This is a genomic window from Paracoccus caeni (assembly GCF_016629665.1).
Taxonomy (GTDB): Bacteria; Pseudomonadota; Alphaproteobacteria; order Rhodobacterales; family Rhodobacteraceae; genus Paracoccus; species Paracoccus caeni.
This window is the reverse complement of record NZ_JAEPRQ010000001.1, coordinates 137,195-149,618: the sequence shown is the minus strand read 5'-3', so window position 1 is coordinate 149,618 and position 12,424 is coordinate 137,195. Positions and strand designations below refer to the sequence as shown.

General features: G+C 64.9%; 10 protein-coding genes and 1 riboswitch. Of the genes, 3 read left to right on the top strand and 7 right to left on the bottom strand.

The genetic code is table 11. The annotated features are described in order from the left end of the window. Positions 1-182: 182 nt before the first annotated feature. Positions 183-1,283 (bottom strand): chorismate synthase, encoded by a 1,101-nt coding sequence (gene aroC / locus JJJ17_RS00630; protein WP_200683051.1) that lies wholly within the window; start codon positions 1,281-1,283, stop codon positions 183-185. Then, entirely contained in the window at positions 1,280-3,916 is a 2,637-nt protein-coding gene (mutS, locus tag JJJ17_RS00625; protein ID WP_200683048.1) for a DNA mismatch repair protein MutS, read from the bottom strand. The genes aroC and mutS overlap by 4 nt, the downstream gene beginning before the upstream one ends. A gap of 103 nt (positions 3,917-4,019) precedes the next feature. After that, positions 4,020-4,119: riboswitch (TPP riboswitch) on the top strand. 33 nt (positions 4,120-4,152) lie between these two features. Here mutS and JJJ17_RS00620 point away from each other — a divergent pair. Genes JJJ17_RS00620 through JJJ17_RS00610 form a run of 3 tightly spaced genes read left to right on the top strand, consistent with a single transcriptional unit; the run spans position 4,153 to position 7,341 of the window. Beyond that, positions 4,153-5,136, top strand: coding sequence for a thiamine ABC transporter substrate-binding protein (locus JJJ17_RS00620; RefSeq protein ID WP_200683047.1), 984 nt, complete (start codon positions 4,153-4,155; stop codon positions 5,134-5,136). After that, positions 5,112-6,656 carry a thiamine/thiamine pyrophosphate ABC transporter permease ThiP gene (locus tag JJJ17_RS00615; RefSeq protein WP_200683046.1) on the top strand — a complete coding sequence of 515 codons (1,545 nt, stop codon included), beginning with the start codon at positions 5,112-5,114 and terminating at the stop codon, positions 6,654-6,656. Before JJJ17_RS00620 ends, JJJ17_RS00615 begins: the two co-directional genes overlap by 25 nt. Continuing rightward, positions 6,649-7,341, top strand: a complete 693-nt coding sequence (locus tag JJJ17_RS00610; protein ID WP_200683045.1) for a thiamine ABC transporter ATP-binding protein — start codon at positions 6,649-6,651, stop codon at positions 7,339-7,341. The genes JJJ17_RS00615 and JJJ17_RS00610 overlap by 8 nt, the downstream gene beginning before the upstream one ends. Here JJJ17_RS00610 and JJJ17_RS00605 read toward each other — a convergent pair. From JJJ17_RS00605 to JJJ17_RS00585, 5 genes are all read right to left on the bottom strand, one after another. After that, entirely contained in the window at positions 7,235-8,335 is a 1,101-nt protein-coding gene (locus tag JJJ17_RS00605; protein ID WP_200683037.1) for a sensor histidine kinase, read from the bottom strand. The genes JJJ17_RS00610 and JJJ17_RS00605 overlap by 107 nt on opposite strands. Next, positions 8,332-9,009, bottom strand: coding sequence for a response regulator transcription factor (locus tag JJJ17_RS00600; protein ID WP_200683036.1), 678 nt, complete (start codon positions 9,007-9,009; stop codon positions 8,332-8,334). The genes JJJ17_RS00605 and JJJ17_RS00600 overlap by 4 nt, the downstream gene beginning before the upstream one ends. Before the next feature lie 7 nt (positions 9,010-9,016). Next, on the bottom strand, positions 9,017-10,486 hold the full coding sequence (locus JJJ17_RS00595) for a DUF4153 domain-containing protein (protein WP_200683035.1): 1,470 nt from the start codon (positions 10,484-10,486) through the stop codon (positions 9,017-9,019). Positions 10,487-10,579: 93 nt separating this feature from the next. Further along, positions 10,580-11,050: a DUF2269 family protein gene (locus JJJ17_RS00590; RefSeq protein ID WP_200683034.1), complete on the bottom strand. Its 471-nt coding sequence runs from the start codon at positions 11,048-11,050 to the stop codon at positions 10,580-10,582. Beyond that, on the bottom strand, positions 11,047-12,342 hold the full coding sequence (locus tag JJJ17_RS00585; RefSeq protein ID WP_200683033.1) for an SDR family oxidoreductase: 1,296 nt from the start codon (positions 12,340-12,342) through the stop codon (positions 11,047-11,049). Before JJJ17_RS00585 ends, JJJ17_RS00590 begins: the two co-directional genes overlap by 4 nt. Between the last annotated feature and the right edge of the window lie 82 nt (positions 12,343-12,424).

Genomic DNA, 12,424 nt, shown 5'->3' with positions numbered 1-12,424 from the left:
AGGGGCTGCGGGTGATTTATTCCGCTCCGGTGACACGCATGCGACATAAACATGACGATATTATGACAGTGACCGATTTTACGGTGGAGATATGCGTGGAAAGCTGAGGGCATTGCCCAACCGCCGGTGGGCAATGCCCGGCGGTGCCTATCGGCATCTTGTTCCGGGCGGGCGCTTTACGTTCAGCCGATTTCGCCGCGCACCCCGCCCGTCTGGGCGCGGTCCATCAGTAGATGATCCAGAATGACACAAGCCGCCATCGCCTCGGCCACCGGGACGGCACGAATACCCACGCAGGGATCATGGCGGCCCTTGGTGATCAGGTCGATCTCGGCGCCATGCTGGTTGATCGTCTGGCGCGGCGTGGTGATGGAACTGGTCGGCTTGACCGAGAACCGCACCACGATGTCCTGCCCGGTCGAGATCCCGCCAAGGATCCCGCCCGCATGGTTTGACAGGAACATCGGGCCGTCATTGCCAATCCGAATCTCGTCCGCATTGGCAGTCCCGGTCAGGGCTGCCGCTGCCATCCCCTCGCCGATCTCGACCCCTTTGACCGCGTTGATCGACATCATCGCCGCCGCCAGATCGGTATCGAGTTTCGCATAAACCGGCGCGCCAAGACCGGGTGGGCAACCCTCGATCAGCACCTCGATTGCGGCGCCAACGCTGTTCTGATCCTTGCGGATACCGTCAAGATAATCCGACCATTCATCCACCGAAGCCGCATCCGGCAGGAAGAACGGATTGTCCGGGATGGCGCGCGGATCGAACCTGCTGCGGTCCAGATGCAGCGCGCCCATCTGCACCATATAGCCGGTGATACGTAGATCCGGCAGCAGATGCGCCAGCACCGCCTGCGCCACGCCGCCAGCCGCAACCCGCGCCGCCGTTTCGCGGGCCGAAGAGCGGCCACCGCCGCGATAATCCCTGATCCCGTATTTCAGGTGATAGGTGATGTCGGCATGGCCGGGGCGAAAGCTGGTCGCGATCTCGCCATAATCCTTGGACCGCTGATCGGTATTCTCGATCATCAACTGAATCGGGGTGCCGGTGGTCTTGCCCTCGAACACGCCCGACAGGATGCGCACCTGATCTGCCTCGCGGCGTTGCGTCGTATGCTTGCTGGTCCCCGGACGGCGACGGTCCAGAAATTGCTGAATGAAGGCTTCGTCAACCGGCACGCCCGGAGGGGTGCCATCGACGGTTGCGCCCAAGGCAGGCCCGTGGCTTTCGCCCCAAGTGGTGAACCGGAATTCGCGGCCAAAGGTGTTGTAGCTCATCGCGGCTCTCCGGTCAGCGATTTCAGTTCATAGATCAGATCCAGCGCCTCGCGCGGGGACATGGTATCGGGATGCACCGCTTTCATCCGCGCGTCCAGTGGGCTTTCCTTGGCCTTCGCGGGCGCGGGTGCCGCAGGAACCGCGCGGAACAACGGCAGATCGTCGATCAGGGCGGCAGGCCGGGCCGCGCCTTCGCGTTCCCCCGATTCCAGCGCGTCCAGCACTTCGCGGGCGCGTTCCACCACGCTTGCAGGCAAACCGGCCAGCCGCGCCACCTGCACCCCATAGCTGCGATCCGCTGCGCCCTTCCTGACCTCGTGCAGGAAGATCACCTCGCCGTCCCATTCGCGCACGGCGACGGTGGCGTTCTCGACGCCTTCCAGCTTGGCGGTCAGGGCGGTCATTTCGTGGTAATGCGTCGCGAACAAGGCCCGGCAGCGGTTGACGGCGTGCAGATGCTCCATCACCGCCCAAGCGATGGAAAGGCCGTCCCACGTCGCCGTTCCGCGCCCGATTTCGTCAAGGATCACCAGCGCATGATCGTCGGCCTGATTGAGGATCGCCGCCGTTTCCACCATCTCGACCATGAAGGTCGAACGCCCCCGCGCCAGATCATCCGCCGCGCCGACGCGGCTGAAAAGCTGGCTGACCATGCCGATATGCGCGGCCTTCGCGGGCACAAACGCCCCCGCCTGCGCCAACACCGCGATCAGCGCATTCTGTCGCAGGAAGGTCGATTTACCGGCCATGTTCGGGCCGGTCAGCAGCCAGATCGCCGGGGTGTCGCCTTCGGTTAGCGCGCAATCATTGGCGACAAAGCTGTCCGCCTTTCGCTTCAACGCACGCTCGACCACCGGATGCCGACCGCCCTCGATCACAAAGGCGCGGCTGTCATCGACGCGCGGACGCGCCCAGCCCTCGCCGGTCGCGATATCGGCAAAGGCCGAGGCCAGATCGATTTCGGCCAAGGCGCGCGCCGCCTGACCGATTTCGGCAGCCTGCGCCAGAATCGCCCCTCGCAGGCGGTCAAAAATCCCCCGCTCAATCTCCAGCGCCCTGTCGCGAGCGTTGAGGATACGCGTTTCAAGCTCGGACAGTTCGACCGTGGTGAAGCGGATTTGGTTGGCGGTGGTCTGACGGTGAATGAAGGTCTCGTTCAGCGGCGGGGCCATCATCTTTTCGGCGTGGGTCGCCGTGGTTTCGATGAAATAGCCCAGCACGTTGTTATGCTTGATCTTCAGGCTGGAGACCCCGGCCTTAGCCGAATAGTCGGCCTGCATCCCGGCGATCACGCCCCGGCCCTCATCCCGCAGGCGGCGGGTTTGGTCCAGATCCTCGTCATAATCGGGCGCGACGAAACCACCATCGCGGGCCAGCAAGGGCGGCTCGGCCACCAGCGCCTGATCCAGCAGATCGATCAGCCCGTCATGGCCGGTCAAATCGCGGGCCGCGTCGCGCAGAACCTGCGGTGCGTCCTCGGGCAGGCGTTCGGCAATGGCGGCACCTTGGGTCAGGCCCGAGCGGATCGCCGTCAGATCGCGCGGCCCGCCCCGGTCCAGCGCCAGCCGCGACAGCGCCCGGTCCATATCCGGCACCCGCGCCAAGGCATCGCGCAGATCGGCCGACAGCCGCGCATCCGCGACCAGCCCGGCCACCGCATCCTGCCGCGCATGGATCACCGCAAGATCGCGGCTTGGCGCGCTGATCCGCCGCTCCAGCAGGCGCGCGCCCGCCGCCGTCACCGTCCGGTCGATGGCCGCGAGCAGCGACCCCTCGCGCCCGCCCGACAAAGCCTGCGTCAGTTCCAGATTGCGCCGTGTCGCCGCGTCGATCTGCATCGCCCCGCCCACGCGTTCGCGGACCGGCGGGCGCAGCAGCGGCAGTTTGCCCTTCTGGGTCATGTCCAGATAATCGACGACCGCGCCCATCGCCGACAGTTCCGACCGCGAAAAGCTGCCGAACCCGTCCAGCGTCTCGACCCCGTAAAGCGCCGCCAGCCGCCGCGCCCCCGCCGCGCTGTCAAAGGCGCTGGCAGGCAGATCGGTCAGCGCCGCCCCGGCCTCGGACGCCAGATCATCCAACCCCGCCCCGTCAATCGCCAGCAATTCACGCGGAGCCAGCCGCGCCAGTTCCGGCGCCAGACGCGAGGCCGGACATTCCATCACCTGAAAGGCCCCGGTCGAGATATCCACCCATGCCAGCGCACTTTCATCGCGAACCGTCGCGAAAGCCGCCAGAAAGTTATGCCGCCGCGCTTCCAGAAGCGCCTCTTCGGTCAGCGTGCCGGGGGTGACCAGCCGCACGACATCGCGGGCCACGACCGACTTCGATCCGCGCTTCTTCGCCTCGGCAGGGTCTTCCATCTGCTCGGCAATCGCCACGCGGAACCCCTTGCGGATCAGCGTCAGAAGATAGCCTTCCGCGGCGTGGACCGGGACACCGCACATCGGGATAGGCTCACCCTGATGGGTGCCGCGCTTGGTCAGCGCAATATCCAGCGCTGCCGCCGCCGCGATAGCATCGTCAAAGAACATCTCGTAGAAATCGCCCATGCGATAGAACAGCAGCGCGCCGGGATTTGCGTCCCTGATCGCCAGATATTGCGCCATCATCGGTGTGGGCTGATCGTTCATGCCGGTCCTGTCTCATCCCTTGTGGCGGCTTTTCTAACGGCCCGCGACCGCCTTGGAAACCACGCTTTCTTCTTGCGGCGGCCAGCGGGGCGACTATGTTCCAAAGAACACCTCGGGGTGCCCTGTCGGGCTGAGACGCGAATAGCGGACCCGTTGAACCTGATCCGGCTAACACCGGCGGAGGGAAGGTTTCGCTGTCCTTCTTTTCGAAACCCGCTTGAGAAGGAGACGCAGCGATGAGATTGCAGGCCCTTACCCTTGCCTTGCTGGCAGCCTCACCCGGGCTTGCCGAGGATAAGCCGGTGCTGACCGTCTATGCGGGCGATTATGTCACCAGTGAATGGGGCCCCGGCCCGAAGATCGAGGAAGGCTTCGAGGCTTTCTGCAACTGCGATCTGAAATTCGTGACCGGCGACGTGCTGCCGCGCATCCTGATGGAAGGCGAAGGGACCGAGGCCGATATCGTCTTTGGCCTGAACACCGATGTGACGGCCCGCGCCCGCGCCTCGGGCCTGTTTGCGCCGCATGGGCAGGACACCTCGGACATGTCGCTGCCGATCGAATGGACGGATGAGATTTTTCTGCCCTACAACTGGGGCGAAACCGCCTTCATCTATGACGAAACCCGGCTGGAAAACCCGCCTGCAAGCTTTGCCGAGCTGCTGGACGCGCCCGACGATCTGAAGATCGTCATTCAGGATCCGCGCGCCTCGATCTCTGGCCTTGCGCTGCTGTTGTGGGTGAAAGAGGTTTATGGCGATCAGGCGCCAGAGGCTTGGGCCAAGCTTGCGCCCAAGGTGCTGACGGTGACGAAGGGCTGGTCGGAAAGCTATGGCATGTTCACCGATGGTGAGGCCGATATGGTGCTGTCCTACACCACCTCGCCCGCCTATCATATCGCAGCCGAGGAAGACCTGACCAAAAAGGCCGCGATCTTCCCCGAGGGTCATTATTTCATGACCGAACTGGCGGCGCAGCTTCGCACCACCGATCAGCCGGAACTGGCGCAGGCGTTCATGGATTGGATCCTGACCCCGGATTTCCAGAAGGTGATCCCGCTGGCCAACTGGTCGATGCCGGCCAAGCTGCCTCAGGCTGATTGGCCGCAGGTGATGCGCGACCTGCCGCGCCCCGAAAAGACCCTGTTCTACACCGAAGACGAGGCCGAGGCATTGCGCCAGCCTGCGCTTGACGAATGGCTGCGGGCATTTTCGCAATAAGGCGGGATTGGGGCGGCGGCGCCGTTGCGGCGGCGCTGGCCGCGCTGATCCTTGGCACCTTGGCCGCAGTCGCATGGCAGGCCCGCGGCTTGTCCGGGCTTGGGCCGTGGGACTGGCGCGCGGTCTGGTTCACCCTCTGGCAGGCGATGCTGTCGGCCAGCCTGTCGGCGCTGTTGGCAATCCCGGTCGCCCGCGCTTTGGCCCGCCGCCGCTTTCCGGGTCGCGCCTTGCTGGTCACGCTGCTGGGCGCACCGTTCATCCTGCCGGTGATCGTGGCGATCATGGGCCTGATTTCGGTCTTCGGTCGCAATGGCGTCCTGAACGACGCCTTCCGCGCCTTCGGCCTGCCCGAGATCACCATCTACGGCTGGCAGGGCGTCATCCTTGCGCATGTCTTCTTCAACCTGCCGCTGTCGGTGCGGCTGATCCTGCAAGGCTGGCAGTCGATCCCGTCCGAGCGTTTCCGCCTTGCCGCAAGCCTTGACTTTGCCCCCGCCGACATTGCCCGGCATCTGGAACGGCCCATGCTGCGGGCGGTTCTGCCGGGGGTCTGGCTGGCGGTGTTTCTGGTCTGCCTGACCTCTTTCGCGGTGGCGCTGACATTGGGCGGAGGCCCGCGCGCCACCACGGTGGAGTTAGCCATCTATCAGGCGTTCCGTTTCGATTTCGACCTTGGCCGGGCGGCAATGCTGGGCCTGATCCAGATCGCGCTGTGCCTTGCTGCGATGTCACTGGCCCGCTGGATCGCGATCCCCGCAGCCTTCGGTGCCGGGCTGGATCAACCCGACCAACTGACCGGACCGCGCGGATGGCGGCGGATCACCGATACGCTGGCGATCACACTCGCCGCCGTCTTCCTGCTTTGGCCGATGCTGGCGGTGACGATGCGCGGCCTGCCCCGTATTCCCGCGCTGCCCGCCGATGTCTGGGACGCCGCGCTCAGATCGGTGGTGATGGCGCTGATTTCCGCCGCGCTGGCCATCACCCTGTCGCTGGTCCTTGCCCTCTCGGTTGCCCGCAGCAAATCGCGCCTGATCGAGGCGGCGGGGATGTTGCCGCTGGTCGCCTCGCCGCTGGTTCTGGGCACCGGGTTGTTCATCCTGCTGCGCGGAACGCTGGCGCCGCAATCGCTGGCCTTGCCGGTCACTATCGCGATCAACGCGATCATGGCCCTGCCCTTCGGCCTGCGCGCCCTGATCCCCGCCGCCCGCGACCTGCGCGCCGATTACGGCAGGCTGGCCGATTCCCTCGACATGCAAGGACTGGCGCGGCTGCGATTGCTGACCCTGCCCCGGTTGGCGCGACCCATCGGCTTCGCAGGCGGTCTGGCGGCGGCCTTGGCGATGGGCGATCTGGGCGTCATCACGCTGTTCCCAAGCGACCAGCCAACGTTGCCGCTGAAGCTATACCAACTGATGAATTCCTACCGCATGGCCGACGCATCAGCCTGCGCGGTTCTGTTGATGGCGATCAGTTTCGCCCTGTTCTGGCTGTTCGACCGGGGAGGCCGACTTGCTTGACCTTGAAAACCTGCATGTGACGCGCGGCAACTTTACCCTTCAGGCCAATCTGTCGCTGCCCGCCGGATCACGCGCGGCGGTTATCGGGCCGTCAGGGTCGGGCAAATCGACGCTTCTGGCGATGATTGCGGGGTTTCTGCATCCCGATCAGGGGCGGGTGCGCTGGAACGGTGAGGACATCACTAATACCGCGCCGGGCAAGCGTCCGGTTTCGGTGCTGTTTCAAGACCAGAACCTGTTTCCGCATCTGAGTGCCGCGCAGAATGTAGGGCTTGGTCTGCGCCCGGACCTGCGCCTGAACCATGCCCAGAAAGCGCGGGTCGGGCAGGTTCTGGCGCATGTCGGGCTTGAGGGCATGGAGAACCGCAAGCCCGCAAACCTGTCAGGCGGGCAGCAAAGCCGGGTCGCGCTGGCCCGCGTCCTGCTGCGCGCGCGACCGATTTTGCTGCTGGACGAACCTTTCGCGGCTCTTGGCCCCGCGCTGAAGGTTGAAATGCTGCGGCTGCTGGACCAGTTCACGACCGAGAACAATACGACCGTGCTGATGGTCACGCATGACCCCGACGATGCCCGCGCCTTCACCCCCTCGACCATCCTGATCGAGCACGGCGCGGCCCATCCTCCGGTCCCGACCGAACCGCTCCTGGACAATCCGCCGCCGGGCCTGCGGGCCTATCTGGGCTGACAGGCGCGTCAGGCAACGGATACCCTGCCTTTAGGCAAAATCGATGCGAAAGGTCGCCGTTGGGAGCCTGCACCAGCGCCAGCCTGCCACCATGCGCGACCAGCAGATTGCGGACAATCGTCAGGCCCATCCCCGTGCCGCCGGTATCCCGGCGCGTGGTAAAGAACGGCTCGAATATGCGACCCGCATTCCCCGCCGAGATACCGCGCCCATTGTCCTGAACCGTCAGGAACAGCCGCCCATCCTGCAAACCGACGCGAAGCTCTACCGAGGTCGCGCCATGCTCTGCAGCGTTGCGCAGAAGCTGGTCCAGAATGATCCGTAAACCATCAGCGGACAGCGGCAGAAGCTCTTCGGCACCGACAAAGCGTAGCGCCAGCGCGGGATGCCCGGCCTCCAGAATCTCTGTCAGCGCAGACAGGGTTGTGCTGCCGCGATGGCTGGCCTCTCGCGCCTGCGCGGCGTCTCGCAGGGCGGCAAGCTGGGCCTTGATCTGCTGACGCGCACCGTCGATTTCCGACAACAGGCGCTGCTGCACCTCGGTCAGATCGCCACCGTCAGACAGCAATTCGCTGGCCGCACGGATCGCCGCGACGGGGGATTTCAGCTCGTGGGTGACATGGTCGGTATAGGTCCGCACCGTCGCTTCTCGTTCGCGCAGGGCTTCGGCCATGGCGATGACGCGCGAGGCCATGGCCTGCAGTTCCCGCGTCCCGAAATGGCGGGGCGGCGGGATCGGGGCAACCGTGCCCTCCTGCGCCTCGGCATAGGCAGCAAGCGCGCGGATCGGGCGCAGCAGCAGGCGAAGCTGCAGCAGACCAAGCACCGCCGTCGCGCAGGCGATCAGCGTCGCCAGCAACATCGCCGCTTGGCGAAAGCCGATCTCGGGACCGATCACCCGCAGCAACACCAGCCCCCAGAAGGACAGCGCCAGCGTTCCGATCAGCGCGCCGCCCAGCACGAAAGCCAGCGAGGGCCGCCAACGCCGGGTCATTCCACGCTCCGCAACCGCACACCCTGTCCGTGCAGCGTTTCGATCAGGTCGGGGCACCCTGCCTCGTCCAACTTACGCCGCAGATTGCGCAAATGGCTGTCCAGCGTCCTGTCTGAAACCGGACTGCTTGCCCCCCATAGGCGGTTGATCAGATGCACGCGCGTCAGCATCCGCCCGGCCTCGGCCAGCAACATCGAAAGCAGCTCGAATTCGGTCCCGGTCAGGGTGACGCGGTTCCCGGCAACCTCGCAATGGCGCGCCTCGCGGTCCAGACGGATCGGCCCATAGCGCAACGCCTGCGGCCGTGTGCCGCCATTCGCCCGTTTCAGGATCGCCCGCACCCGTGCGACCACCTCTCGCGGGCTGAAGGGCTTGGTCACATAATCATCCGCGCCCAGTTCCAACCCGACGATCCGGTCGATTTCGTCGTCGCGGGCGGTCAGGAACAGGATCGGCACCTCGGATCGGGCACGAAGGCGGCGGCAAACCTCGAAGCCGTCCATTTCGGGCAGGCCGACATCAAGGACGATCAGATCGGGTGAATGCCGGGCCGCGTGGGTGATGGCGGTCTGCCCGTCGCCCGCCGTCAGCACCTCATGCTCTGCCCGTTCCAGCGCGATCCGAAGCAGATCGCGCAGGCGGGGGTCGTCATCGACGATCAAGATGCGGCTCATCCGGGTCTCACTCGATTGCGTCCAGACCATAGCTGCGCACCCGCCACTTGCGGAACCCCCAATCCCGCCAGCCGTCGATCTCGGGCGCTTTGACCCGGCACCATTCGTCGTCGATCAGGTAGCTGCGATCCGCCTTGACGACCGCCCCGAAGGCCATCGGGCCAAGCGAGCAGATGTAGGAGTTATCATCCCTGTGCCGCGACAGGTTCTTTTCGGCGATGATCTGCGCGAAGTTGATGAAGCAGGTGAGGTAAAGCGTTCCAAGCGCCAGCACCGCGACACGCCTGATCAGCCAGCCATTGCCGTGCCCCATCTGCACCTGCCACGCCGTCAGGCCCAGCCCGGTGGCGACAAGGCACATCCAGATCAGCGCATAGATACGCAGATAGGTCAGCCCGAAGCTGTCGATATACAGGTCCAGCCGCAGCAGAGCCGAAGCGCAAAGCGCGATGTTCTGCGCCAGCCACAGCAGCATCAGCGGCTTCAGGGCGCGATGTTCGGCCAGAAAGGGGCGTGCCAGCAGGGCGAAAATCCCGGCGAGGAGCGCGGTCAGCAGCAGCGGATAGGCACCGCGATGGGCGTATTGCGCATAGGTCATCCCGGCGGGAAGCTCTGCCCCGCCGATGAGGATCGACAGGTCCAGAACCGTCTGCACCCCGATCAGCGCGTTGAAGAGCCATAGCGAGCGCAGCACCGAGCCGGTATTCAGGCCCAGATTGGGCGCCGTTCGCGATTTGGCGGGTTGAGCGGTTGCAGGAGCGGAATGTTCAGCGCTGAGCAGCGGCCACAGGGCGATCGCAAGACCGGACCAGAACATGCCGCGGCGGATGACTCTTTCAAGATCCGGCAACTCGAACTGGAAGAGGCGATACAGCAGCGGATTGGCGTCAAGCAGCAATGCTGCAAAGATCAGACCGCCGCCCACCGGAAAGGCCCAGTTTCGCAGCAGGGTCCGCCATGAGGGATTCGCCGTCGCCCCGCTTGCAAACCTGTTTTGAAAAAACCGGATCGGCGAGACAAGGACCAGCGCCCATTGTCGCGGCAGGTCGCACAGAAACGCCCCCCATGCCGGAAGCAGGCCGGACAGGTCGCGCGTCGCCCAAACCACCGCTGCCGTCAGCCCGGCGCAGAGGAACAGCACCGACAGAAGCTGCACATGCTCGACCGCTGGCAGGATCGAGACGATCAGCAACACTGCCGGGCCGATCAGTCGGGTGATGGGACGGATGTTCCAGACCGACAGCACGAAGATCGCGCAGGCATAGACCGGCAAGGACAGGCCCAGCCTCTGCCGCCAGAACAACAGATCGGCAAGGGCGATCAGCAGGACCAGTGACATCAGCCGAAGCCTAAGCCGCCTGTCACGGGATCGCTTATCGGCATCGCTGCCTTGGCCGGGATCGCGATTGTCGGTCAGCCACCACGCATCGCGCTGAATCGAATGCGGTATCCCGCGCAGCGTCAAACTTTGTCCCATCGGTTTATCCTTCCGTGTTGTTCGGAAGGTGTCGCCTGCGGGCCGTGCAAGGATTGCGGGTGAGATGTGCAGATTTCGTGCAGATCGGGCGGGTTACAGGGCCGGTTTCGTCAGCATCAGCCAGATGATCACCATGATCGCACCGAATGCCGGGAAGCCGAAGGCGAACCACCAGCGATAGAGACGATGATAGGCGGCAGGCAGCGGTCGCCCCTGGTCGCGGGCGGCGCGGGCAAGATCGCGCATCCGCATCTGCATCCAGACCACCGGCAACCAGAACGCGCCCACCACCACGTAAAGGACCAGCGAAAGCGCAACCCAACCTTCGGTCAGGGACCAGCCGACCTCTTTTGTCAGAAGATAGCCGGTGATCGGTTGCACGATTGCGGCGGTCGCGGTGAAGACCGTATCGGCAAGAACGACGATCCCCGCGACATGGGCGATCAGCGCCGGATCCCGGCTTCGGTTCGAGATGACCATGAAAAAGGCAATCCCCGCGCCGGTGCCCGTCAGGACAATGGCACCGATGACATGCAGGAAAAGAAGGATCTCGTACCAGCTCATCTTTCTTCCATCAGCAGCCAGACCACGGCGGCAAGCGCCATGCCGGGAAAGACCTTGACCATGGGCCCAAGCGGATCAGCCCACATATCCGGCGCCGTGAGGACGCTGCCCGCCAGATAGGCGGCGGATAGCCCGATCATGCCCAGTGCCGCGCGCTTCGCCCATGGTCGCCACAGGATCGCAAGCCCAAGGACCACATCCGCTACCGCGCCGCCGATCACGGTCGCGGCGACCAGCCAGGACACGATCCCTCGGTCATAAAGCAGGGCCATTGCGCGTAGCGGGTCCAGCAGCGTGATCAGCCCGGACAGCAACCAGAACAGTGACAGCGTGCCGATTGCCAGCGGCAGCGCCAGATAGGCGCGCGCAAAGGCCCGCTCTTGCCGGGACGAGGGCAGTCGCGAAAGCGTCTCATCAAGCGAGTGGCAGGGCGGACCACCTGCCAGATCCCAAGCCCCCGGATCGCCGCGAACACCGTCGCGCAGCACCTGCAGCGCCGTGCTGCGAAGCGGGGAACGCCAGCCCAGATGGCCCAGCAGATCCGCACAGCGCGCCACGGTGCGAAGCAGCAGATCGGGCACCGGGACGCGAAACCGCGCGGGCGGATAGCCCTGCCATTTGCGGACGCTGGCAAGCAGATCGGGAAAGCTGTGGGCTTCAGACTCGGCCAGATCAGCAATGGTGCCCGACGGCACCTCGTCGCGGGCAGCGGCGACGGCGGCCCTTGCGATATCGCCGACATAGACCGTCTGAATCCGTGTCTTTGGTAAAAGTTGCGGCTGGACGGCGGGAAGCGCCGCTGCGGCCCGAAGCAGGGCGGTACCGCCATAGGCATCCTGCGACAGGACCAGCGCCGGGCGCAGGATCACCCAGTTTCGCGCATTGGAAGCGATGATCGCATCCCCCTTGGCCTTGGTTTGCAGGAAACGGGTCGAGGCATTTTCTGACGCGCCAGCCGCCGAAATCTGCACGATCCGCAGATCGCTGCCCGAGGCCGCATCGACCAGACGGGCGATGGCAGTGACATGGATCGCCGTCAGATCATCGCGGGCGCCGTCCTGCAACGCGCCAGAGGCGTTCACGACCACATCGACGCCGCTCAGAAGTTCCTGCCATTCCGCGACACTGATCGAGGGGATGTCACGGATCAGCCAGCGCGCCCCGGCATCCGAGGCTATGGCCGAGGGCATCGACCGTCCGATGCCCGTCACCTCGAAACCCGCTTTGGACAATGCTTTCATGCAGGCCGACCCGATCAGCCCGTATCCCCCAAGCACAACAATCTTGCGCATATCCCGCCGTCCCGCTTTACCGACGAACCTGAAATGTCGTGTCACGCCCTTCGCCCGGCTGGACCATCATCCGCCGGGCATC

Excerpts from the sequence above, each read along its gene's own strand:
- aroC (WP_200683051.1), bottom strand. The coding sequence starts at position 1,283 with ATGAGCTACAACACCTTTGGCCGCGAATTCCGGTTCACCACTTGGGGC.
- JJJ17_RS00590 (WP_200683034.1), bottom strand. The coding sequence starts at position 11,050 with ATGAGCTGGTACGAGATCCTTCTTTTCCTGCATGTCATCGGTGCCATT.
- JJJ17_RS00600 (WP_200683036.1), bottom strand. The coding sequence starts at position 9,009 with ATGAGCCGCATCTTGATCGTCGATGACGACCCCCGCCTGCGCGATCTG.
- JJJ17_RS00620 (WP_200683047.1), top strand. The coding sequence starts at position 4,153 with ATGAGATTGCAGGCCCTTACCCTTGCCTTGCTGGCAGCCTCACCCGGG.
- JJJ17_RS00615 (WP_200683046.1), top strand. The coding sequence starts at position 5,112 with ATGGCTGCGGGCATTTTCGCAATAAGGCGGGATTGGGGCGGCGGCGCC.
- JJJ17_RS00585 (WP_200683033.1), bottom strand. The coding sequence starts at position 12,342 with ATGCGCAAGATTGTTGTGCTTGGGGGATACGGGCTGATCGGGTCGGCC.
- mutS (WP_200683048.1), bottom strand. The coding sequence starts at position 3,916 with ATGAACGATCAGCCCACACCGATGATGGCGCAATATCTGGCGATCAGG.
- JJJ17_RS00605 (WP_200683037.1), bottom strand. The coding sequence starts at position 8,335 with ATGACCCGGCGTTGGCGGCCCTCGCTGGCTTTCGTGCTGGGCGGCGCG.
- JJJ17_RS00595 (WP_200683035.1), bottom strand. The coding sequence starts at position 10,486 with ATGGGACAAAGTTTGACGCTGCGCGGGATACCGCATTCGATTCAGCGC.